Origin of the sequence: Vibrio sp. S12_S33 (assembly GCF_963889785.1) — a bacterium.
Lineage (GTDB): Bacteria > Pseudomonadota > Gammaproteobacteria > Enterobacterales > Vibrionaceae > Vibrio > Vibrio aestuarianus.
On the sequence record NZ_CAWPQZ010000001.1, the window covers coordinates 190,178 to 215,032 of the forward strand.

General features: G+C 43.1%; 22 protein-coding genes. 18 read left to right on the forward strand and 4 right to left on the reverse strand.

The genetic code is table 11. From position 1 onward, the window contains the following. The first annotated feature begins 58 nt into the window (after positions 1–58). The 4 genes from AACW06_RS00785 (at position 59) to lnt (ending at position 4,142) form a co-directional block, all read left to right on the forward strand. A complete protein-coding gene (locus tag AACW06_RS00785; RefSeq protein WP_053310265.1) occupies positions 59–1,159 on the forward strand; it encodes a PhoH family protein in 1,101 nt (366 codons plus the stop codon). Next, complete coding sequence (ybeY, locus tag AACW06_RS00790) at positions 1,156–1,620, forward strand: rRNA maturation RNase YbeY (protein ID WP_192073599.1); 465 nt, start codon at positions 1,156–1,158, stop codon at positions 1,618–1,620. The genes AACW06_RS00785 and ybeY overlap by 4 nt, the downstream gene beginning before the upstream one ends. A gap of 92 nt (positions 1,621–1,712) precedes the next feature. Next, complete coding sequence (gene corC / locus AACW06_RS00795; protein WP_053310267.1) at positions 1,713–2,588, forward strand: CNNM family magnesium/cobalt transport protein CorC; 876 nt, start codon at positions 1,713–1,715, stop codon at positions 2,586–2,588. A gap of 45 nt (positions 2,589–2,633) precedes the next feature. Next, positions 2,634–4,142 (forward strand): apolipoprotein N-acyltransferase, encoded by a 1,509-nt coding sequence (gene lnt, locus AACW06_RS00800; RefSeq protein WP_192073600.1) that lies wholly within the window; start codon positions 2,634–2,636, stop codon positions 4,140–4,142. Positions 4,143–4,215: 73 nt separating this feature from the next. Here lnt and AACW06_RS00805 read toward each other — a convergent pair whose 3' ends face one another. Next, positions 4,216–4,686: a zinc ribbon-containing protein gene (locus tag AACW06_RS00805; protein ID WP_168522939.1), complete on the reverse strand. Its 471-nt coding sequence runs from the start codon at positions 4,684–4,686 to the stop codon at positions 4,216–4,218. 122 nt (positions 4,687–4,808) lie between these two features. Here AACW06_RS00805 and leuS point away from each other — a divergent pair, with 122 nt between their 5' ends. The 13 genes from leuS to AACW06_RS00870 all read left to right on the forward strand — a co-directional run bounded on the left by leuS (position 4,809) and on the right by AACW06_RS00870 (position 17,857). Next, positions 4,809–7,382, forward strand: coding sequence for a leucine--tRNA ligase (leuS, locus tag AACW06_RS00810; RefSeq protein WP_192073601.1), 2,574 nt, complete (start codon positions 4,809–4,811; stop codon positions 7,380–7,382). A 182-nt stretch (positions 7,383–7,564) separates the two neighbouring features. Continuing rightward, positions 7,565–8,185: an LPS-assembly lipoprotein LptE gene (locus tag AACW06_RS00815; protein ID WP_192073602.1), complete on the forward strand. Its 621-nt coding sequence runs from the start codon at positions 7,565–7,567 to the stop codon at positions 8,183–8,185. A 9-nt stretch (positions 8,186–8,194) separates the two neighbouring features. Beyond that, positions 8,195–9,220: a DNA polymerase III subunit delta gene (holA, locus tag AACW06_RS00820; RefSeq protein ID WP_192073603.1), complete on the forward strand. Its 1,026-nt coding sequence runs from the start codon at positions 8,195–8,197 to the stop codon at positions 9,218–9,220. A gap of 63 nt (positions 9,221–9,283) precedes the next feature. Then, positions 9,284–9,601 (forward strand): ribosome silencing factor, encoded by a 318-nt coding sequence (gene rsfS, locus AACW06_RS00825; RefSeq protein WP_192073604.1) that lies wholly within the window; start codon positions 9,284–9,286, stop codon positions 9,599–9,601. Positions 9,602–9,604: 3 nt separating this feature from the next. Then, a complete protein-coding gene (rlmH, locus tag AACW06_RS00830; protein WP_053310274.1) occupies positions 9,605–10,075 on the forward strand; it encodes a 23S rRNA (pseudouridine(1915)-N(3))-methyltransferase RlmH in 471 nt (156 codons plus the stop codon). Positions 10,076–10,081: 6 nt separating this feature from the next. Next, complete coding sequence (gene mrdA / locus AACW06_RS00835) at positions 10,082–11,968, forward strand: penicillin-binding protein 2 (protein ID WP_192073605.1); 1,887 nt, start codon at positions 10,082–10,084, stop codon at positions 11,966–11,968. Further along, a complete protein-coding gene (gene rodA / locus AACW06_RS00840; protein ID WP_192073606.1) occupies positions 11,968–13,089 on the forward strand; it encodes a rod shape-determining protein RodA in 1,122 nt (373 codons plus the stop codon). The genes mrdA and rodA overlap by 1 nt, the downstream gene beginning before the upstream one ends. Before the next feature lie 2 nt (positions 13,090–13,091). Continuing rightward, positions 13,092–13,874, forward strand: coding sequence for a septal ring lytic transglycosylase RlpA family protein (locus tag AACW06_RS00845; protein ID WP_172532744.1), 783 nt, complete (start codon positions 13,092–13,094; stop codon positions 13,872–13,874). A 92-nt stretch (positions 13,875–13,966) separates the two neighbouring features. Next, entirely contained in the window at positions 13,967–15,145 is a 1,179-nt protein-coding gene (locus AACW06_RS00850; protein WP_053310278.1) for a serine hydrolase, read from the forward strand. Between the two features lie 116 nt (positions 15,146–15,261). Next, a complete protein-coding gene (ybeD, locus tag AACW06_RS00855) occupies positions 15,262–15,540 on the forward strand; it encodes a DUF493 family protein YbeD (protein WP_053310279.1) in 279 nt (92 codons plus the stop codon). Between the two features lie 211 nt (positions 15,541–15,751). Beyond that, a complete protein-coding gene (gene lipB, locus AACW06_RS00860) occupies positions 15,752–16,405 on the forward strand; it encodes a lipoyl(octanoyl) transferase LipB (RefSeq protein ID WP_192073607.1) in 654 nt (217 codons plus the stop codon). Positions 16,406–16,410: 5 nt separating this feature from the next. Then, complete coding sequence (gene lipA / locus AACW06_RS00865) at positions 16,411–17,379, forward strand: lipoyl synthase (protein ID WP_192073608.1); 969 nt, start codon at positions 16,411–16,413, stop codon at positions 17,377–17,379. Positions 17,380–17,530: 151 nt separating this feature from the next. Next, a complete protein-coding gene (locus AACW06_RS00870) occupies positions 17,531–17,857 on the forward strand; it encodes a hypothetical protein (protein WP_053310282.1) in 327 nt (108 codons plus the stop codon). A gap of 110 nt (positions 17,858–17,967) precedes the next feature. Here AACW06_RS00870 and glyA read toward each other — a convergent pair whose 3' ends face one another. Further along, a complete protein-coding gene (glyA, locus tag AACW06_RS00875) occupies positions 17,968–19,218 on the reverse strand; it encodes a serine hydroxymethyltransferase (RefSeq protein WP_053310283.1) in 1,251 nt (416 codons plus the stop codon). A 345-nt stretch (positions 19,219–19,563) separates the two neighbouring features. Between glyA and AACW06_RS00880 the strand changes: the two genes are divergently transcribed. After that, positions 19,564–20,163: a YitT family protein gene (locus AACW06_RS00880; RefSeq protein WP_053310456.1), complete on the forward strand. Its 600-nt coding sequence runs from the start codon at positions 19,564–19,566 to the stop codon at positions 20,161–20,163. A 479-nt stretch (positions 20,164–20,642) separates the two neighbouring features. Here AACW06_RS00880 and vexH read toward each other — a convergent pair whose 3' ends face one another. Further along, a complete protein-coding gene (vexH, locus tag AACW06_RS00885) occupies positions 20,643–23,753 on the reverse strand; it encodes a vibriobactin export RND transporter permease subunit VexH (protein ID WP_192073609.1) in 3,111 nt (1,036 codons plus the stop codon). Further along, on the reverse strand, positions 23,753–24,814 hold the full coding sequence (locus tag AACW06_RS00890) for an efflux RND transporter periplasmic adaptor subunit (RefSeq protein ID WP_192073610.1): 1,062 nt from the start codon (positions 24,812–24,814) through the stop codon (positions 23,753–23,755). Before AACW06_RS00890 ends, vexH begins: the two co-directional genes overlap by 1 nt. Between the last annotated feature and the right edge of the window lie 41 nt (positions 24,815–24,855).

The window sequence follows — 24,855 nt, forward strand, 5'->3', positions numbered from 1 at the left end:
TTCCATATGGCACCCGGTCCAAATCGGGTGCTATTAAATGGCAAACTGAGAGGCAACATTGAGCAATAAAATTGTGACGCTAGAGATAGATCTAGAACCTTCAGATAACCGCCGCCTTGCCAGTCTGTGCGGTCCATTCGATGACAACATCAAGCATTTAGAGCGCCGTTTAGGTGTCGAAATCAACCATCGCAGCCAGTTTTTCACCATTGTCGGCCAGCCTCATACCGCGGCGGCGGCTTTAGATATTATTAAATCTTTATACGTTGATACCGCACCTGTCCACGGTAATATTCCCGACATCGAGCCTGAACAAATCCACTTAGCGATCAAAGAATCAGGCATCCTTGAACAAAACTCGGAAGCGGTCATTGAACATGGTAAAGAAGTGTTCATTAAAACCAAAAAAGGTGTCATAAAACCGCGCACACCGAATCAGGCTCAGTACTTAGTTAACATGGTCACTCATGACATCAGTTTCGGGATTGGGCCAGCCGGTACAGGGAAAACATACTTAGCCGTTGCCGCAGCCGTTGATGCGCTTGAACGCCAAGAAATTCGCAGAATTTTGCTGACTCGGCCTGCAGTTGAAGCTGGCGAGAAACTGGGTTTTCTACCGGGAGATCTAAGCCAAAAAGTTGACCCTTATTTGCGACCACTCTACGACGCTTTGTTTGAAATGCTCGGCTTTGAACGAGTAGAAAAGCTGATTGAGCGTAATGTGATTGAAGTGGCTCCGCTCGCTTACATGCGTGGACGCACGCTTAACGACGCTTTTATTATTTTGGATGAAAGCCAAAATACCACCGTTGAACAGATGAAAATGTTTTTGACTCGGATTGGGTTTAATTCTCGCGCCGTGATCACCGGCGATGTCACCCAAATTGACTTACCTCGCGGTGCTCGTTCTGGCCTAAGACATGCCATTGAAGTACTCAATGAAGTCGATGAAATCAGTTTCAACTTCTTCCTTGCCGACGACGTCGTTCGTCACCCTGTCGTAGCACGTATCGTCAATGCCTATGAAAAATGGGAAGCGAAAGATCAAAAAGAACGAAAAGCTAATGAGCAACGTCGACGAGAAGAACGCGAAGCAAAAGTCGTCGACACGATAAACGCTGAATTGTTAGAAACTGAAAAAACGACTGGTGAACAATGAGTATCGAACTAGATTTACAATTAGCGGTCGAATCAGAACAAGGTTTACCTACTCTTAATGATTTTAGCCAGTGGCTCAATAAAGCGGTAACACCATTTCAAACTCAAGCGGAAGTGACTATTCGTGTGGTTGATGTCCAAGAAAGTCAGCAACTCAATCGCGAATACCGTGGAAAAGATAAGCCAACCAACGTGCTTTCTTTCCCTTTTGAAGCACCGCCGGGAATGGAAATCGATTTGCTCGGTGACCTCGTTATTTGTCGCCAAGTGGTAGAACAAGAAGCCCAAGAGCAAAACAAGCCATTGTTGGCACACTGGGCGCATATGGTTGTACACGGCAGCCTGCATCTGTTAGGTTATGATCATATCGAAGATGACGAAGCTGAAGAGATGGAGTCTCTCGAAACAGAAATCATGCTTGATATGGGCTTTGAAGACCCATACATTGCAGAAAAAGAATAGCTTTAAAGCTCTTGCTTTTAAGCTGTACCTGACTGGCAGGTATAAATATGTGTGCTATCACACATCTGATAGCGTGAATAATTAGAGAAACAATGAACGAAGATAACCCCCAGAATTCTGAAGGTCCGAGTAGAAAGTCCTTCTTTGAACGCCTAGGCCAATTATTTCAAGGTGAGCCAAAAGATCGCCAAGAGCTTGTAGATGTCATCCGCGACTCCGAAATAAATGACCTAATCGACCATGACACCCGTGATATGTTGGAAGGTGTGATGGAGATTTCTGAGATGCGCGTGCGAGATATTATGATTCCACGCTCACAAATGGTTACTGTTGATAAAAATGCTAACTTGGATGCTTTAATCGCGCTAATTACAGACGCTCAGCACTCACGTTATCCGATTATCAGTGAAGACAAAGACCATGTTGAAGGCATTCTACTTGCGAAGGACTTACTTAAATATTTGGGTTCAGAAAGCGCACCATTTGACATTTTAGAAGTGATTCGCCCGGCCGTGGTTGTGCCGGAAAGTAAGCGAGTTGACCGATTACTGAAAGAGTTTCGTGAAGAACGTTACCATATGGCGATCGTCGTTGATGAATTTGGTGGGGTATCTGGTCTTGTAACCATTGAAGATATTTTGGAAGAAATCGTCGGCGATATTGAAGACGAGTTCGATGACGAAGAACAGCTTGATATTCGTAAGCTCAGCAAGCATACGTTTGCGGTTAAAGCACTAACAACCATTGAAGACTTTAATGATGCTTTTGGCTCTAACTTCAGTGATGAAGAAGTCGATACCGTAGGTGGACTGGTCATGACTGCATTTGGTCATTTACCGAGCCGTGGTGAAGTGGTTGAGATCGAAAACTATAGTTTCAAAGTCACCGCAGCAGACAGCCGTAGAGTTGTTCAACTACAAGTCACCATACCTGATCTTGAAACTCTTCCTGTCACTACAGAAGAATAACCAATATCCATTCTTACTGAAGTAAGCACATTAGAATGACAAAAGATGATTAAAGCATTTATTCATCGCCTAAAGCGGCCGTTAGCGGCCGCTTTTGTTGGCGTATTAACCCCTTTAGCTTTTGCTCCCTACCAATTTTGGCCACTTGTCATCATCAGCCCCGTACTCTTGTTACTACTGATTAACCAACAATCAACTAGAAAAGCCACCGTAATAGGCTATGCATGGGGGTTAGGTTTCTTCGCTTTTGGTATCAGTTGGGTACACGTCAGCATCGACACATTTGGCGGTATGCCAAAAATCGCTAGCCTATTTTTGATGTCACTATTGGTCGGATATTTAGCCATCTACACTGGGTTATTTGCCGGTCTTTTAAACCGTTTTTTCCCGAAAAATAATCTCGCTCGTTTTTTCTTAGCCGCACCAGCACTTTGGTTACTCACCGACTGGTTAAGAGGTTGGGTGATGACCGGATTTCCTTGGCTATGGTTAGGCTATAGCCAAATCGATAGTCCCCTAGCCAGCTTTGCCCCATTAGGGGGTGTTGAGCTCATCACTTTGCTCATTATCGTTTGTTCCAGTGCTATCGCGATGACATTGCTTCAACGAGCATGGGCGCTGCTACTTATTCCTGCGGTTATCTTTACCACTGGTTTTGGCTTAAGAAATATTGATTGGGTAACACTAGACCCTAGCTCAACCACCAAAATTGCACTCATCCAGGGTAATATCAACCAAGCCGTCAAATGGCACCCCAAACAACGTTGGCCAACCATTATGAAATATACCGACCTCAGCCGTGAAAACTGGGATGCGGATATTATCATTTGGCCAGAAGCGGCCATTCCAGCTTTCGAATTTGAGATCCCCTCTTTTCTGCATAACCTTGATAGCGCAGCAAAGATGAATAACAGCGCAATCATTACTGGTATATTGAACCAAGGACCTGAGAAAGAATTTTATAACAGCATACTGACGCTTGGTGACACGCCTTATGGTGATTACACCTATGACCCAACCCTGCGCTATCACAAATATCACCTACTGCCCTTTGGTGAATTTGTCCCCTTTGAAAAATTCTTAAGGCCCATTGCTCCGTTTTTTAACTTACCAATGTCATCTTTTCATCGCGGAGAGTATGTTCAACCTAATATCATAGCGAATGGGAAACACCTCACTCCAGCGCTCTGTTATGAGATCATTTTTAGTGAGCAAGTACGAGCAAACGTCACAGACGATACCGACTTTATCTTAACGCTATCAAACGACGCTTGGTTCGGTCGATCTATTGGGCCATTACAGCATATGGAGATCGCCAGAATGCGCGCTCTTGAGCTAGGGAAGCCGTTAATACGTTCAACCAATAACGGCGTCACAGCAGTCACGGATCATAAGGGTAACATCCTCAAACAACTGCCTCAGTTTGAAACTGGCGTACTTAAAACAGAGTTGACCTCAACAACAGGTCATACTCCTTATCGAACCATTGGAACTTGGCCTTTGTATATTTGGGTCTTCTTAAGCTTACTTTGTGGGTGGCGATGGAAGATCTAATAGTGCTCAGTTAAAATGAAACAAAGGCGCTTAGTGCGCCTTTGAAATCACAGATAGCCAAAGCACGTCACTATTATGGTTTTAATGGCAACCTAGTAAAGGCAGTTTTCCCACATTGGATACAAGCTACAATTTCCGTTGGATGGTTGTATTCCGTTTTGTGCCCACAATGGTCACAAACTAATACTCCTAAACCAATCATCTCACCAGCTTGATATAAACCTTGTCGTTCTAAGTCTTGAAATAGCTCAACCCATTCCACTTTCGTCCGATCAGTAATATCTAGCAACCCTTGCCAAATTGAGTTTGTGATCATCAACGAAAACGGGCTACTTCGACTCTCTTCAAAATTATCCGCGAACTCTTTCAAATCAGCTTTAACGTAAGCCGAAATCAACGCCAACTCATCTTTGGTCATATCGTTCGCTGCATCAACAACTTTGCCCGATGTATGCAAAACATTTGATATTTCATCTGGGCTATGTTTGAGTGTTTCTATCACATCATCAACAATCTCTTCATAACTCGCTTTACGTTTTGGCATTAGTGACCTCCATCAAACTAGATTGGCTATTGTTGTGTACCCTTGCTTTAGGTATTCTATGTTGATCAATTAGAATCTGTTCTAACCGAACTCACAAATTCCAAGATAACCGGATATCATCGATGCAAGAGCAATATAACCCGCAAGATATTGAACAAAAAGTTCAGCAGCACTGGGATGACAACAAGACCTTTGTGGTAAGTGAAGACCCAAATAAAGAAAAATTCTACTGTCTCTCTATGTTTCCTTACCCAAGTGGTCGACTGCACATGGGTCACGTGCGCAACTATACCATCGGTGATGTTGTCTCTCGCTTCCAACGCCTGCAAGGCAAAAATGTAATGCAGCCAATTGGCTGGGACGCTTTTGGCCTTCCGGCAGAAAATGCCGCAGTAAAAAACAAAACTGCGCCAGCTCCGTGGACTTATGAAAACATTGAGTACATGAAAAATCAGCTTAAGCTTCTTGGCTTTGGTTATGATTGGAGCCGTGAATTCGCAACATGTACTCCTGAATACTATCGTTGGGAACAAGAGTTCTTCACTAAGCTTTACGAACAAGGCCTTGTTTACAAAAAGACCTCGTCAGTGAACTGGTGTCCAAATGACCAAACAGTACTTGCCAATGAGCAAGTCGAAGATGGCTGTTGTTGGCGTTGTGATACCCCTGTGGAACAAAAAGAGATCCCACAGTGGTTCATCAAAATCACGGCTTACGCACAAGAGCTATTGGACGATCTCGACAAACTTGACGGTTGGCCTGAAATGGTGAAAACCATGCAACGTAACTGGATTGGCCGCTCTGAAGGTGTTGAGCTTAAGTTTGCCGTTCAGGATCATTCAGATCTTGAAGTGTATACCACGCGTCCAGACACATTAATGGGTGTAACCTACGTGGGTATCGCTGCGGGTCACCCGCTAGCGACTATTGCAGCTCAAAATAACCCAGCATTAGCCACATTCATCGACGAATGTAAGAATACGAAAGTAGCTGAAGCAGAACTGGCTACGATGGAAAAGAAAGGTATGGATACTGGCTTAACCGCTATCCATCCGCTCAATGGGCGTGAAGTACCTATCTATATAGCAAACTTTGTATTGATGGATTACGGCACTGGCGCAGTGATGGCTGTACCCGCTCATGATCAGCGTGACTATGAGTTCGCCACTAAATACGGCTTAGATATCATTCCAGTGATCAAACCTGAAGATGGTTCTGATGTGGATGTATCAGACGCCGCTTATACAGAAAAAGGGGTTCTGTTTGATTCAGGTGAATTTGATGGCCTTAATTTCCAAGCAGCATTTGATGCAATCTCAGCCAAACTAGAAACTGAAGGAAAAGGCAAGAAGACTGTTAACTTCCGCCTACGTGACTGGGGCGTATCTCGTCAACGTTACTGGGGTGCACCAATCCCAATGGTGACGACTGAAGATGGCCAAGTTCATTCAGTACCAGCAGATCAACTACCAGTCATTCTTCCTGAAGATGTAGTTATGGACGGGGTTACAAGCCCAATCAAAGCCGATAAAGAGTGGGCCAAAACCACCTTCAATGGTGAACCAGCACTGCGTGAGACCGATACTTTCGATACCTTTATGGAGTCGTCTTGGTACTACGCTCGCTACTGTTCACCACAAGCAGATGATATTCTAGACCCAGCAAAAGCTAACTACTGGTTACCGGTGGATCAATACATCGGTGGTATTGAACACGCGTGCATGCACTTACTATACTCACGCTTCTTCCACAAACTTTTGCGTGATGCTGGTTACGTCACTTCTGACGAACCATTCAAGCAACTATTGTGTCAAGGTATGGTGCTTGCGGATGCTTTCTATCATACCAATGAGAAAGGCACTAAAGAATGGATAGCACCGACGGATGTGAAAGTTCACCGTGATGGTAAAGGTCGCATCACACAAGCAATTGATAACCAAGGCCGTAGCGTTGAGCACTCAGGCATGATCAAAATGTCTAAGTCAAAAAACAACGGTATTGATCCACAAGAGATGGTTGACAAATACGGTGCTGATACAGTTCGTCTATTTATGATGTTTGCTTCTCCTGCTGATATGACATTGGAATGGCAAGAGTCTGGCGTTGAAGGCGCAAACCGTTTCCTAAAACGTGTTTGGAAATTGGTTGGTGAACACACAGCAAAAGGTGCAGCAGAAGCGGTTGACGCCGCAACACTTTCTGGTGAGCAAAAAGCGCTTCGTCGTGAAGTACATAAAACCATTGCGAAAGTGACTGATGATATTGCTCGTCGACAAACTTTCAATACAGCAATCGCAGCTATCATGGAGCTAATGAATAAGCTGACAAAAGCACCACAAGAGTCAGCACAAGATCGCGCTATTCTTGATGAAGCAATGAAAGCGGTAGTAAGCATGCTTTACCCAATCACTCCACACATCTGTTTTGAAATGTGGAATGCGCTCGGTGAATCAAATGTAGATAACGCTACTTGGCCCACTTACGATGAATCAGCACTAGTCGAAGATGAAAAACTGATTGTATTGCAAGTCAACGGCAAGCTACGTGGCAAACTGACAGTTGCCGTAGACGCAACCAAAGATCAGGTTGAAACACTTGGTTTAGCGGATGAAAACGTAATGAAATTTATCGATGGATTGACGATTCGTAAAGTAATCTACGTACCCGGTAAATTGCTCAACATCGTAGCAAACTAAGACATTATCACGGTAATGGATTAGCTTGTTATAAGTGCAAATTAAACAGGGTGGCTCGCTACCCTGTTTACTTATTTTAGTTTATCTGACTACATAATATTTCCTCTCCAGTAATGCTCTTAAACAAGTAACCTGATGAGGTAAACTAAGATAAGTAAACAACATATGAGAATTTAAATCTAATGCGCCTTATCCCTTCTTCCTCATTGAAGTTAATCTCTGTACTCGCATTGACGACTCTACTTTCAGCGTGTGGTTTTCATCTTCGTGGCGATTACTCGGTGCCCGAAGAGTTGCACAGAATGTCATTAACCAGTTATGACCAATACAGCACCTTTACCCGTATGGTGAAAAACCAACTGCGCGTGACTGAAATAGAGCTAGTCTCACCAGCAAAAGATGTACCTAATTTACACCTACTTAGTGAAGGCGTGGGAGAACGGACGCTTTCTTTATATCAAAACACTCGCGCGGCTGAAAAAGAGTTAACGTTTAACGCCTCTTACCGCGTGACTGTCCCTGATGTAGGAACAAAAGTGTTTTCGACCAGCGTTACCCGCAGCTATCTAGATAACCCACTGACAGCACTCGCTAAATCCGTAGAGCGCGATATGATCGAAGATGAAATGCGTAAAGTTGCCGCCAGCCAAATCTTACGTCAAATGGCTCGTTTAAAAGCCAACATTGCAGCCAGTGAGATAATGCTTGAAGCGCAAGAAAACGAACAAATGCAAACCATCGAAAAGCAGTACGATATACAAACGATTGAAGGCGAATTAGCCCCAACCAATCAATCAAACTAGGTCACGGTAATGAGAATATTCGCTGACAAATTGGCTGATCATCTAAATAAGCAACTAGTGAACATCTATTTGTTGTTTGGCAACGAGCCGCTTTTGTTACAAGAATCTCGCTTTGCTATTCAAAAAAAAGCTCAGCAGCATGGTTTTGAGGAACGCCACCGCTTTGCTGCTGATTCCAATTTAAATTGGCCTGATGTTTATGATTGCTGTCAGTCTCTAAGCCTCTTTTCTAGTCGACAGATCATAGAAATAGAGTTACCAGAAGCCGGTGCTAACGCTGCGATTGCCAAGGAGTTACTCTCGCTAAGTGAGTCACTTCATGGCGATATTTTGCTGGTCATCATTGGGGGAAAATTAACCAAGGCACAAGAAAGTGCAAAATGGTTTAAAACGCTCTCAACTCAAGGTTGTTGGGTCAGTTGCTTAACGCCTGACATGCAAAAATTGCCACAATTTGTCATGATGCGCTGCCGCGCTCTCGGTCTAACGCCGGACAAAGAAGCGGTTCAAATGCTCGCTCAGTGGCATGAAGGGAATTTATTTGCACTCGCGCAAAGTTTAGAAAAACTTGCCCTGCTCTATCCTGATGGCCAACTGACTTTGATCCGTTTAGAAGAGTCACTCAGTAGACACAACCACTTCACTGTATTCCATTGGATTGACGCCTTATTAGAAGGGCAAGCGAACCGAGTACAGCGTATCTTGCGCCAATTGATCGCAGAAGAAACAGAATGCGTTATCCTTATTCGTAGTCTTCAAAAAGAGCTTTTATTATTGCTGCAAATGCAAAAAGAACTCTCGCAGATGACGTTAGGCGCTATTTTTGATAAACACAGAATATGGCAATCAAAACGTCCTTGGTATTCTGCCAGTTTAAAACGCTTATCGAGCGTAAAATTACAGCAACTGATACAACAACTCAGCCAAGCTGAAATCATGGCTAAAACGCAGTATGACACCTCACCTTGGCCACTCTTGCAGCAACTCAGTATTGAGTTTTGTTTACCTCAATCAGGTTTGTCAAAGTTGGCCTAAAAGCGTGATATACTGCGCTCCATTTTTCTTTCGCCTTAAATTTGTTCTTATAGGAGAGCACCTTTGCAACACCATGAATTAAAAGACTTTCTTGCAGATAAAGCTGATGATATGAAAGCGCTAGATATCAAAACATTGGATGTAAAAGGAAAATCCAGCATTACCGATTATATGATCATCTGCACTGGCACATCGAAAAGACATGTTGCTTCTATTGCTGAGCACGTCTCTAACGAGGTAAAAAAAGTCGGTCTTGAACCTTTAGGCATGGATGGTGAAACTGAAGGTGAATGGGTGGTCCTAGACATGGGCAGCAGCATGCTGCATGTTATGCAAGAAGAGCATCGAGAACTGTACCAACTAGAAAAGCTCTGGAGCTAAACGTTGAAAATTCAACTGATCGCCGTTGGGACAAAAATGCCAAAGTGGGTCGAAGAAGGCTTTCAAGAATATCGCCGCCGCTTTCCGCACGACATGCCCCTAGAGCTAATTGAAATACAAGCAGGAAAACGAGGGAAAAACGCTGATATTGCAAGAATTTTGCAAAAAGAAGGCGAAGCCATGTTGGCGGCAGTGCCAAAAGGTAATCGAATTGTTACACTCGATATTCCAGGCAAACGCTGGGATACAGAACAGCTCGCTGGGCAGTTAGAAAGTTGGAAATTAGATGCTCGTGATGTTTCGATTTTGATTGGCGGCCCTGAAGGGCTCTCCCCTGCATGCAAAGCGGCAGCCGAACAAAGCTGGTCTCTATCGCCGTTGACTCTCCCTCACCCTCTTGTGCGAGTGGTTATGGCTGAGAGTTTGTATCGAGCTTGGAGCATTACCGCGAACCATCCTTACCACCGAGAATAAATATACATGTTGCGTAATCGTAGCCAAATTCGTGACTACCAAGCTGAAGCTCGCCTTTTTCGAAACCGAGCGATTGCAGCTTTCATTGGTATTGTAGTTTTGGTGGGCATTTTGCTCACCAATTTATATCACATCCAAATTAATCAATATCAAGATTACAAAACACGTTCCAACGATAACCGAATTAAAGTTGTCCCCATCGCTCCCAATCGCGGGTTGATCTACGATCGTAATGGCGTTCTTTTAGCAGAAAACCGCCCTGTATTTAACCTCGAAATCACTCCAGAACAAGTAAAAAATATGGCTGAGACCATTGCTCGCTTGCAAGGTATTCTCGAAATATCACCAGAGAAAATTGCGACTTTTGAAAAAGAGCGACGACAAACCCGACGCTTTAATTCCATCCCTATTTTGACTCAATTGACTCAAGAACAAGTGGCCATTTTTTCCGTTAATCAGCATCGATTTCCTGGAGTTTCCGTTACCGCCAACTTAAAGCGTTATTATCCTTACGGTGCGGTACTGACTCATGTCATTGGCTATGTATCACGGATCAACGACAAAGACTTAGAACGCCTAGAACGTGAAGAAAAAGCGGCTAACTACCAAGCTACTCGCGATATTGGTAAATTGGGTATCGAGCGCTTCTACGAAGAAACCTTACATGGAATTGCTGGCTACCAAGAAGTGGAAGTCAACAGCCGTGGTCGTATCATCCGTACCCTAAAATACGTTCCCCCCGTTGCCGGTAAAGACATTGTTTTAAACCTGGATATCGACTTACAACTTTACGTGCATCAACTGCTTGATGGTCGTCGCGGCTCCGCTATTGTGCTCGATCCCAAAGATAACGGCGTACTCGCTATGGTATCTAGCCCTAGTTATGACCCTAACGCTTTCGTTCATGGTATCTCTGGTAAAGCTTACAACGCGCTTCTGACCGATAAAGACAGGCCATTGGTTAATCGCGCAACACTGGGCATTTATCCACCCGCCTCTACTGTTAAACCATTCATTGCCGTGTCAGCCTTAGAAGAAGGCGTGATAACGACCAAAACAGTGCGCAACGATCCTGGCTATTGGACAATACCTAACTCTAAAACTAAACCCTTCCGCGATTGGCTGCGTTGGGGGCATGGCAAAGTAGACATAACCAAAGCACTTGAAGAGTCTGTCGATACATTCTTTTATCAAATCGCTTATGATATGGGGATCGACAGGCTTTCAGCTTGGATGATGCGCTTTGGCTTTGGTGATTACACCGGCATTGATATTTTTGAAGAAAGTAAAGCCAATATGCCAACGCGTGAGTGGAAAATGGCTCGCCACCGCACGCCGTGGTACCAAGGCGATACCATACCGGTTGGGATCGGACAAGGCTACTGGACAGCAACGCCAATGCAGATTGCCAAGGCAACCTCAGTGTTAGTCAACCATGGTAAAGTTATCGCCCCTCACCTACTGCGTTCAACTATTAAAAATGGTGAAGAATTTAGTAAACAACAACTGTCTGATGTCGAAACGTACCCGCCAATTAACGAAGTGCCAAAACGTTATTGGGATATCGCCATTCACGGAATGGAATTAGTTAACCATGGAAAAAAAGGCACGTCGCGCCGCTCTTTTTACGGCTCAAAATATACCAGTGCTGGTAAATCAGGTACGGCACAAGTTTTCGGACTAGCAGAGAATCAAGAATATAATGCAGATGAGCTTGCAGAACACTTACGTGACCACGCACTATTTACCGGTTTTGCCCCTGTAGAAGATCCCAAACTCGTGGTGACGATAGTTCTAGAAAATGCAGGCGGAGGCTCTGCTAATGGAGCCCCCGTTGTACGTAAAGTGTTTGATAAAGCGCTATTGGGCGAAGAAACTAAGGCAGAAAAATAATGGAACTCGATCCTTCAACAGGCCAAAACCGAGCGCTATTTGAGCGCCTACATATCGATCTCCCACTGCTGCTTGGCATTTTGTTGCTGATGGGCTTTGGTTTGGTAGTGATGTACAGCGCCAGCGGTCAAAGTTTGGCCATGATGGACAGACAAGCAATGCGCATGGCGCTCGCTCTTGGTGTGATGCTTATCCTTGCACAAGTATCCCCCCGCACTTATGAAGCACTTGCCCCATTTCTGTTCTTTTGTGGTGTCTTATTACTGCTAGGCGTACTGTTCTTTGGTGAATCATCTAAAGGTGCACAGCGCTGGCTAAACCTTGGTTTTGTTCGCTTCCAGCCTTCAGAACTGCTTAAGCTTGCCGTACCACTCATGGTGGCTCGATATATCGGTAAACGAGCCCTTCCACCAAGTTTCAAAACACTGTTTATCGCTTTATTGATGGTTTTCATTCCAACAATTTTGATTGCCAAACAACCTGATTTAGGCACATCGATTTTGATTGCCGCATCAGGAATATTCGTTATTTTTCTGTCAGGGATAAGTTGGCGAATTATTTTTGCAGCCGCCGTTGCATTGAGCGCTTTTATTCCGGTGCTGTGGTTCTTTTTAATGCGTGAATACCAAAAGGTCCGAGTTCGCACACTGTTTAACCCAGAATCAGATCCTCTAGGCGCGGGATACCACATTATTCAGAGTAAAATTGCCATCGGTTCAGGTGGGATGTCAGGCAAAGGATGGCTACATGGCACGCAATCACAACTTGAGTTTTTACCCGAACGTCATACTGACTTTATCTTTGCCGTGATCGCCGAAGAATGGGGCATGATTGGCATCTTATGCTTGTTAGCTATTTACCTTTTCATTATCGGACGCGGCTTATACCTCGCTAGCAATGCACAAACAGCATTTGGCCGCATGATGGCGGGCAGTATTGTATTGAGCTTTTTTGTTTATATTTTTGTAAATATTGGCATGGTAAGTGGTATTTTACCTGTTGTGGGAGTGCCTCTTGCTTTGATCAGCTATGGTGGAACATCCATGGTAACACTGATGGCAGGGTTCGGGATTCTGATGTCCATTCATACGCATAGAAACGCATTTTCAAAGGCGACTTAACCATGAGAAATACGCTATTTATTTTTATTACGGCCAGCGTTTTTCTCGCAGGTTGTAGTTCTTCAGACCGCTATTCAATTAAGGATGATGTGGCGCCTAAAGCCCCTATTTCTGTCGATCACATTGAAGATGCACAACCTCAATACGAACCGTACAGTTTAGGTGGCAATAAAAACTACACACTGCGCGGGGTGAATTACACCATAATCAAAGACAGCAACGGTTTCACTGAAAAGGGGCAAGCATCTTGGTACGGCAAGAAGTTCCATGGTCACCTGACCTCTAATGGTGAAATCTACGATATGTATTCGATGACGGCTGCGCATAAAACATTGCCACTACCCAGTTATGTTCAAGTCACCAATTTAGATAACCAAAAAACAACTGTTGTTCGTGTCAACGATCGTGGTCCTTTTCATGAAGGACGAATCATCGACTTAAGTTACGCTGCAGCCTACAAACTAGGAGTAGTACAAACGGGTACCGCCAACGTAGAGATAAAAGTCATTACCGTCGAAAAACCAAACACCACAAAACCGACAAATCGTCACCCTAAATACATTATTCAGGTTGCCTCTTCAAAATATGAAGATAGAACTCGAACTTTATCTCAAGATTTGAGTCAAAAGTTATCCGTTGAAAGCTTTGTCGACAGCGTAAATGATAGCCACCGTGTTTTTTTAGGCCCATTTAATGACTATTCTCTGACGCAGCAAGCACTTGAAAAAGTTAAATTGCTAGGTTACGAGACAGCATTCATCAAAAAGCAACCCGTTACTCAGTGACCCTTCAAACACCGTGATATTAATTCCGGCTCTGGCTTGATAGGTCGTTTCTGTTAAGATATGGACAGTTAACAAGAAAATTTGCATTCATCATGAAAAAAATAACGTTTTTAAAACCGATTCTAGCGTCTTCAATTGCGCTTTCCGCTACCTTCACAAGCTCCGTGTTCGCAGGTCCTATCGTGGTGCCTGATGCACCTCAGATTGCAGCAAAGGGCTACGTTTTAATGGATTATCATTCAGGAAAAGTTCTAGCTGAAAAAGAGATGAATACTAAATTATCTCCAGCAAGCTTAACCAAAATGATGACCAGCTATGTGATAGGTCAAGAACTCAGTCGTGGCAACATTTCTCCTGAAGATGATGTGGTTATCAGCCGCAATGCATGGGCAAAAAACTTCCCAGATTCATCAAAAATGTTTATTGAGGTCGGCACAACGGTTAAAGTAGAAGATCTCAATCGCGGCATCATCATCCAATCAGGCAATGACGCCTGTGTTGCGATGGCTGAGCACATCGCAGGCTCTGAAGATGCATTCGTCGATCTAATGAATGCTTGGGCCAGTTCACTGGGAATGAACGATACTCACTTTGCCAATGTACACGGATTAGATAACCCAAATCTGTATTCTACGCCATACGACATGGCATTATTAGGCCAAGCACTGATTCGTGATGTGCCTGATGAATACCGTATTTATTCCGAGCAAAAATATACCTATAACGGCATTACCCAATACAACCGTAACGGCTTACTTTGGGATAAAAGCATGAATGTCGATGGTATAAAAACCGGACACACAACGAATGCTGGATACAGTCTCGTAAGTTCAGCGACTGAAGGTAAAATGCGTTTAGTGGCAGTCGTCATGGGCACTAAAGATGCCAATGCACGTAAATCGGAAAGCAAAAAATTACTGAGCTATGGATTCCGTTTCTTCGAAACCGTTGCGCCTCACAAAGCTGGTGAAACCTTCGTTGAAGAAAAAATCTGGATGGGTGACAAGGACGCGGTAGCACTAGGTGTAGACGAAGATACCTATGTGACCCTACCTCGTGGTCAAGCAAAAGATCTAACCGCCAGTTTTGTTCTTGAAAAAGAACTAAAAGCCCCAATAAATAAAGGCGATGTTGTCGGTAAGCTATACTATCAACTTGATGGTGAAGACGTTGCCCAATACCCATTGATGGCATTGGAAGATGTAAAAGAAGGTGGAATTTTTAGCCGCCTATGGGATTACATCGTATTGCTTTTCAAAGGCTTATTCTAAGGTTCATAATGAACAACGAGAAAGCCGCCATAATGGCGGCTTTTGTTATTATTGAGATTAATATCGATTGACAGTACTATTCGCCACCAATCGATTGACTAACTGGAGTCTCTACTATGCTGACCATAAATTCTGATGCGAAATTAAAAGACCTACTTGAGTTCCCTTGCTCTTTTACTTACAAGGTAATGGGTCATGCTAAACCAGAGCTTCCTGAATTGGTTTTAGAAGTCATTCAACGCCACGCTCCTGGTGATTATAGTCCAGTGATAAAACCAAGTGCGAAAGGCAATTATCATTCAGTTTCGATCAATATCACCGCCACTTCAATTGAACAAGTTGAAGTGCTATACAAAGAACTCGGTGAAATAGATATCGTACGAATGGTACTATAATTTGTTGATGAGAATGGATTAACCTCTCATACTTTTGATTTTTTCAATTTTTTTTGAAAGCAGCCCAGGCTGCTTTTTCCATATAAATCATAGAGCTAAATGAGCCACATCAGCAACATGGATAAATTTATTAGCCCAATCGGTAGTCCATTGGCCGGAAGAAGTTTATAATCCAAAAACTTTATTTATATAGTGATGATGAGTGTTGTTGATGTTTAACCAGCTTGTTGTAAAACGACTCGGTCGCCAAGATTATCAGCCTGTGTGGCAAGCGATGCACGAGTTTACCGACACAAGGGATGAAACCACGCCAGATCAACTCTGGTTTGTCGAGCATTGCCCCGTATTTACTCAAGGGCAAGCAGGTAAAGCTGAACATCTACTGAATACGGGCGACATTCCTGTCGTACAAAGCGACCGAGGGGGGCAAGTGACTTACCATGGCCCAGGTCAGTTAGTCGCCTATTTTCTTATCGATTTACGTAGAAAAAAGTTAGGTGTGCGCGATCTCGTCACCAACATTGAAAATATCGTCATCAATACACTCCACACATATAATATTAACTCAGCCGCTCGGCCGGATGCCCCTGGTGTTTACGTCGATGGAAAAAAAATATGCTCCCTTGGCTTGAGGATACGTAAAGGTTGTTCATTTCACGGTTTGGCCCTGAATGTCAACATGGACTTATCTCCATTTCTGCGCATTAATCCTTGTGGTTATCAAGGGATGGAAATGATACAAGTCAGTGAGCTTGGTGGACCTTCCGATCTAGAAGTGATAGAGAAACAAATAATAAAAGAACTCGTTACGTTACTTGGTTACGAGCAAATAGAAATCAGCACAGAAGCACCTCTTCATAGGTAAAAAGCATGAGCAAACCAATCCAAATGGAAAAAGGCGTTAAATACCGTGACGCTGATAAAATGGCACTAATTCCTGTTAAAAACATGCCAGCTGTCGAACAAAAAGAAGTACTGCGCAAACCGGAATGGATGAAAATAAAACTGCCTTCGGACAGCCAACGCATTCAAGATATAAAGTCAGCGATGCGCAAAAATAACCTTCACTCAGTATGTGAAGAGGCTTCTTGTCCGAATCTTGCCGAATGCTTCAATCACGGTACGGCAACCTTCATGATTTTAGGGGCAATTTGTACCCGTCGTTGCCCATTTTGTGATGTTGCCCATGGTCGCCCAAATGCACCTGAAAATGATGAGCCTGCAAAATTGGCGCAAACCATTAAAGACATGAAATTGAAGTATGTCGTGATTACTTCCGTTGACCGCGATGATCTACGTGATGGAGGTGCTCAACACTTCGCTGACTGTAATCGCGAAATCCGAGCATTAAACCCCGAGATTCGTATCGAGACGCTCGTCCCTGATTTTCGTGGGCGCATGGACGTTGCTTTAGATTTACTAAAAGACAACCCACCCGATGTTTTTAACCACAATTTAGAAACAGCTCCTCGCCTTTATCGTAAGGCTCGCCCGGGTGCGAACTATAAATGGTCACTGGAACTCCTAAAGAAATTCAAAGAACAGCACCCTAGCATTCCAACGAAATCAGGGCTGATGATGGGGCTGGGCGAAACTAAAGAAGAGATCGTAGAAGTACTCAAAGACTTGCGAGCGCATGGAGTCACCATGCTTACACTTGGCCAATATTTAGCACCAAGTCGACATCATTTGCCTGTGGAACGTTATGTTCCACCATCTGAATTTGATGAACTCAAAAAAATTGCATTAGAGCTTGGATTTACTCATGCAGCTTGCGGCCCATTCGTTCGCTCGTCTTATCACGCCGACATGCAAGCGAAAGGACTGGAAGTAAAATAAATCTTCTATTTGATAAGTAAAATCGATAGCCGATACCTATATATCGGCTTTTGTTTGTCTTAACGAAAATATCAGAAACTTGAATATTGAGCTGAGGTTCTATAGGCTTATGGATTATATAAGTACAATAACAAAGCTAAGGATAATCCAAATGAAAACGATCAGTACATTGGCGCTTATTGCTGCCGCATTAACTGCCGGTTGTGCATCCAATACACAACAGGACAACTATCGTGAAGCATCTTTTGAGCTTTGTAATACTGAAGTTAGTATCTATTCGGTGAGTGATGATGGTCGCGTACGTATCGTTTGTGCCGATGGTTCTAAATTTGCGCTTAATAGTGAAAAAACACTGGATACCATGCGTAATATCAACATTGAATATTGTGATGGTGAAGGTCTTGGCAAATTCAATGAAAGCACTAAGTATTACTCATTTCAATGCAAGTCAGGAACACTATTGAGCATTGCTAAATAGCGATATAAAAGAATAATCACGATAAGGGATCTCGACGCCAGTTGATCTTTTATCCCTTAAATAAAAAAGCTCCCATCATTTGGGAGCTTTTTATTTAGTACTAAACAAATTTACGCGTAAACAGGCAGACGCTTACAAATCTCAAGTACTTTCGCTTTAGTCGCTTCAATAACAGACTCATCGCCCATGTTATCAAGGATGTCACACATCCAACCAGCTAACGCTTTTGCATCCGCTTCGGTGAAACCACGGCGTGTAATTGAAGGAGAACCAACACGGATACCCGATGTTACGAATGGGCTACGAGGATCATTTGGCACTGAGTTTTTGTTGACTGTAATGTTGGCAGCACCTAACGCAGCATCTGCATCTTTACCTGTGATATCTTTATCAATCAAATCAACAAGGAACAGGTGGTTTTCCGTTGAACCCGATACAATGTTGTAACCACGAGCAAGAAACTCCGCTACCATCGCTTTTGCATTAGCGACAACGCGTGTTTGGTACTCTTTAAATTCAGGCTCTAACGCTTCTTTGAATGCAACCGCTTTACCAGCGATAACGTGCATCAATGGGCCACCTTGACCACCTGGAAATACTGCTGAATTTAATTTCTTGTACAGATCTTCACCCGCATTTGAAAGAATTAAACCACCGCGAGGACCCGCAAGCGTTTTATGCGTGGTTGTCGTTACGACATGTGCATGTGGTACTGGGTTAGGATAAACACCCGCTGCAATTAGGCCTGCAACGTGCGCCATATCAACAAAAAGGTAAGCATCAACTTTATCCGCGATTTCGCGCATACGTTTCCAATCACAAATTTGTGAGTAAGCAGAAAAACCACCGATGATCATTTTTGGCTTATGCTCAACCGCTAATGCTTCCATTTCTTCATAATCGATCTGGCCATTCTCATCGATACCGTAAGGAATAATGTTGTAAAGCTTACCAGAGAAGTTTACCGGAGAACCGTGAGTTAAGTGACCACCGTGAGCCAAGCTCATACCCAAAACGGTATCACCAGCATTAAGCAGTGCCATGTAAACCGCGTTATTCGCTTGAGAACCAGAGTGAGGCTGTACGTTTGCGTATTCAGCGCCGAACAATTCACATGCACGTTCGATCGCTAACGTTTCCACTTTATCAACGAACTCGCAACCACCGTAGTAACGCTTGCCAGGATAACCTTCTGCATATTTATTGGTTAGCTGAGAACCTTGAGCTTCCATTACACGTGGGCTTGTGTAGTTTTCTGAAGCGATAAGTTCGATGTGTTCTTCCTGACGAAGAGTTTCTTCTTGAATAGCTGCGAACAAGTCCGCATCGTAATCTGCAATGTTCATATCACGCTTAAGCATCTGTATCTCCTGACTCAGATTTGACTGAATGTTTCAAAAAAACCACACAACGACCAAAAGCAAACGTTTTCGTCACCGTAATATGGCGCACATTCTACATAATTTGATCTGGGTCATAAAGAACAAATTGTAGAAATTATTATGCAGTTTTCTCATAATGACTAACGAGGTTTCTCATGTTACGTGCTCGATTTTTCATGATAACCAGCAAACGTCAACTTTTGGCTTTACACCCTGTAAAACGGCAATTACATAGGTTTACCTCAATTTTTGCTCTCTAGCTACCGAAAAGCTCGACTTTTCTTTACTATGCATGCCACTTTGGACTATTTAAATTTATTTTTGATGGAAAAACACACACGCAAAGAAGATTGGATTGCCATTTTAACGGGTACATTTCTAGTCGCACAAGGTATCTTCTTTTTGCAGTCGGCTCATTTACTGACAGGCGGCACTACCGGCTTAGCACTGTTATTAAGCCAGTTTGTCCCAGCTTCTTTTGGAATCTTGTATTTCATCGCCAACAGTCCGTTCTATCTTCTCGCATGGCAACGCTTTGGCAAACGCTTTGCGATAAATAGCGCGGTTTCCGGTGCATTAGTTTCTATTTTTGCCGATCATCTGTATCTGGTCATTTCTCTTGATAGTGTCAACGACATCTATTGCGCAATAGCGGGCGGACTATTAATGGGATTAGGCATGCTTATTTTATTTCGCCACCGCTCGAGCCTTGGCGGCTTCAATGTTCTTTGCTTATTTATCCAAGATAAATTCGGTATCTCAGTTGGTAAGAGCCAGTTGACTATTGACTGCGCTATATTGTTTGCCTCTTTCTTTTTCGTCTCACCGACTACTATTGCTATCTCAGTACTGGGAGCGGTTGCACTGAACCTAGTGTTAGCGATGAATCATAAACCAACACGTTATAGCGTTACTTACGGGTAATTGATCTAGGAAAAGGTTTAAAGCCTTTTCCTTCTTTGAAAGTAATTACATTCAGCAAATAACGTACTCCTTTTCTTTATAAAACTTCAAATTGATTAAAAAACACGCTTTATTAAGTAATATACAATTAGTAAGTGCTAATATTGCATTACTTCAAACTAGGTATAACGTAATCTTCCTTCATCATTATTAATAATAACAAAATCAATAAAAACAAACTTAAATGCTAGTTTTTTGTTATTTAAATCAAAAATGAGCCTACCTTTAATTAAACCAAGGATGTATTTCAGAATAATCATTTCATTATTTTGATGGATTATTTACATAATCATCAACTAGTTGAAATATCGATTATAGTTATAGGTATATTAGCGAAAGCTATAGAGTTACTGCGCTGAAAATAGAATGTCGAAAGTTGTAATCATTAACCATTTTAAAGACAAAAAAAGAGCCTGCGTTATACAGGCTCAACATATTTATTAATGGATACTTCTTGTTTTGATATCTTGAGAAAGTTCTTTATTCAACTCAGCTTCAACATGGCCAGGTGACTGGGTCGATGCGGAGATCAATCGGTACATTGCTGGTATCACAAACAGCGTCACTAAAGTAGCGAAACCCATTCCAAATAGAATAACTGTCCCGACAGCAACTCGGCTTTCATAGCCAGCACCAGTAGAGATAATTAAAGGAATAGAACCAGCTAAAGTAGTAAAAGCAGTCATCATAATCGGTCTTAAACGACGTGCAGATGCATCGATGATCGCTTTTTCAAACTCTACCCCTTTGTCACGCAGTTGGTTAGCAAACTCCACAATCAATATTCCGTTTTTAGTGACCATACCAATTAGCATGATCATCCCAATTTGACTATAGACATTCATACCTTGGTTCATAATGAACAGGCCAAGAAAACCACCAAATACCCCCATCGGAACGGTTAGCATCACGACCAAAGGGTTAATAAAGCTTTCAAACTGCGCTGCTAGCACTAAGTAAGCCACCAGCAATGCCAGTGCGAAGACAATGGCAACGCTCGATTGATTCTCTTTATAATCTTTGGATTCTCCCGAATAACTAATTGAAATATCACTTGGTAGTATTTCTACTGCTTTTTGATCGAGGAAATCTAGTGCCTCTCCTAGCGTATAGCCGTCTAATAAGTTAGCGGTTATCGTGACTGACTTCTGCTTGTTGTAGTGCGCAAGACGAATGGATGATGCGACTTCTTCTATTTTAGTAACAGCATCTAAGGTGACCAATTCACCCGATGCCGTTCGCATGTATATTTGACTTAGATCCGAGGCATTATTAAAACTATTTTCATCACCACGTAAATAGACGTCATACTCTTCACCACGCTCAACAAAGGTAGTTTCATTTTTACCTCCGAGCATCACTTCCAAGGTATCGGAAATATCAGCAACACTAATACCTAACTCCGCCGCACGCTGTTTATCAACCGTTACCACAAGCTCTGGTGTTTTCTCGGAGTAATTAATATCCGCGCCTTCCATATAAGGCGAATTTTCGGCTTCGACTTCTAACAACTCAGCCCATTTTTTAAGCTCTGGGTAATCTGACCCACCCAGTACAAATTGAACAGGTTCGCTCGAACCACCTCGGAAACCAGGCATAAATGGAAAAACACGCACGTCTGGGATACCAGCTAGTGATTTTCTCACCTCACCTAGTGCTTGCTGTGCTGTCAGGTTGCGCTGATCCCAATCATCCAAAATCATGATCACAAAACCCGTTTGGTCACCAGCATTACCACCAAAGGCGGGAGATTGAATACTGAAAGATTTTAAAAAACCTTGACCAAGCAGCGGCATTAAACGCTCTTCAACCAAATCCATATTGGCAGACATTCGGTTATAACTGGTCGCATCCGCTCCACGTACAAAAGCAAAAATAACACCACGGTCTTCTGACGGAGTTAACTGCGATGGTACTTTTTGCATTAAGACATAACTGCCGCCAATACAGGCCAAAATCACAATTGGGGCGACCCATTTCCAATTTATCGCCACACGTAATGCGGATTTATAGCCACCTTCTAAGTGCCCGAAAAGACGATCAACAAATTGGTTAAAACGATTTGGTTTTACGTTTACTTTTAGAATCTTACTACCCAACACAGGTGTTAATGTCAAAGCAATCAGCGACGAGAAAATAACCGACATCGCAAGCAATACCGAAAATTCGGTGAAGAGTAATCCGACCATTCCGTCCATAAACGAAATAGGCAAGAACACCATCACTAATACTAATGTTGTCGCAATAACGGCAAACCCTACTTCACGAGTCCCTTTATAGGCTGCTAACAGAGGTTTTTCACCATTTTCGATATGATGGAAGATATTTTCGACTACCACGATCGCATCATCAACCACCAAACCAATCGATAAAATCAGCGCCATCAAGGTTATCAAGTTGATTGAGAAACCAAAGTAGTATGCAGCAATAAAAGAAGAGATAAGTGAAACTGGTACAGTCACCGCTGGAATTAAGGTCGCGCGGACTTGCCCAATAAAAATATAGAGCACGAGGATAACCAAGCCACCGGTAATAAAGAGCGTGCTATAAACTTCAGATATTGAACGCTCAATAAAAACCGTCGAATCGTAATCGATCGCGAGACGAGTACCTTTGGGTAAAAACTGCTGAATATCATCTACTTCTTTGTGGACACGCTGAGCAACCTCTAAAGGGTTCGCATCAGACTGAGCCACAATCCCCATACTCACGTTCACCACACCATCACTTTTGAAAGTGGAGTTTTCGTTCTCGGCACCAATAAACACATCCGCCACATCTTTTAGATAGATAGGAGTATTATCACTGGAACGCTTAACAACTAAGTACTCAAAGTCTTGCGCGGTTTTGTAAGAGCGAGCGGTTCTGACTGACATCACCGTCGAATCATTACGAACTTCCCCCCCTGGGCTTTCAATATTCTCACTGCGCAGTGCACTCGATATATCGGAAGTCGTCACGCCACGACCAGCCATCAGTTCAGGCTTGAGCTTAACGTACATCACCTTATACAAACCACCAGACACATCAACCGAGCTCACGCCCGAAATCAAACTGAAACGGTCAATCAATACTCGTTCTATATAGTCGGTTAGCTGAGTACGATCCATTTCTGAAGAACTAAGGTTGATGTATAAAGACGCTTCACCTGAACCATTATTCTTATAGACGGTAGGATCATCGGCTTCATCGGGTAGTGAACGTTGCGCCCTTGCGACCGCATCACGAATATCGCTGACACCAGTATTGAGATCATATCCCAGCTCAAACGTTACAGTAATGCGAGACATACCATTGCGCGTCGTCGACTCAATCTCATCAATGCCACTAATACCTGCTAATTGATCTTCAAGTACCGAGGTAATTTGGCTTTCAATGATGGTGGCCGATGCACCTTCATAACGGGTACTGATAGAAACCACGGGGCTTTCAATATCCGGCATTTCTCGTACCGAGAGCTTGGAGAATGAAACAATACCAAACACACACAGCAACAAACTTAAAACAACAGCAGCAACGGGGCGTTTTACAGAAACATCAGACAACCACATTATTTGTCACCTTTCGCTACTGGCGTGCCATCGGTATTAACTTCCATCACGCTGACCCCATTACGCATGTTAACAATACCTTGTACAACAATTTTATCGCCAATCTGTAAGCCTTTATCAATCACCACTTGGTTTTCAATACGCGCCCCTAACCACACTTCTGTACGTTGCGCTTTATTCTCTTGATCAACAACGTAGACATAGCGCTTAGTACCCGAGTATTCGAGAGCTTGTACCGGAATGATCGGTGCTTCGATAGCAGGGAAATCCAATTTTGCAGACAAAAGCATGCCAGGTTTAAGTTGACGCTCTTGATTTGCAAAGTGGATTCGAACGCGTAAATTCAATGTTTCACTGTTGATTCTTGAATCCACACCAACCACTTTGCCTTCAAAGGTTTTATCTGGCCATGCATTACTTTTAGCTGTTACCTGCATATCTTTATGAATCATCGACAAATAACGTTCAGGTACCAAAATATCGAGCTGCATAATGGAAAGGTTATCCAAGGTAATTAATTCTGTTCCGGCACTGACCATTTTACCCAAACTGAAATCCACAAACCCGACGGTGCCACTAAAAGGAGCCTCAATATGTAAGTCTTTTAAATTGGCATTGGCAGCATCGAGCCGCGCTTGAGCAATTTCCACACTCGCTTTTTGAGCGTCAATTTCCGTTTGTGTAATGGCATTGCGAGAAACAAGGCGTTCAAACTCTTTGAGCTTACGCTGTTCATCTTTCAAATACGCTTTCGCTTCTGAAACCGCGGCTTTCGCTTTGTCATCATTCAATTGGATTAATAGCTGACCTTTTTTGACCTCTTGGTTCGCTTTAATCGCAATACTATCAACCTTACCTGATACTTCAGACGAGATGATCACCGACTGCTCGGCTTGTAACTTACCAATTAAAGATAGTGATTGAGACACTTGATGAGTCGCCACTTGTTCGGTAACGACAGCGACCGCTTGTGCTTTCTTAGGTGCTTGCGCTGCCAATGCAGTTTGAGGTGCAGCCAACAAAGCGATAATAATCAATGAGAGAACGGACGTATTTTTCATGTTTTTATTCAATAGTTAGAGACTGAGGGTATTGTAACGAC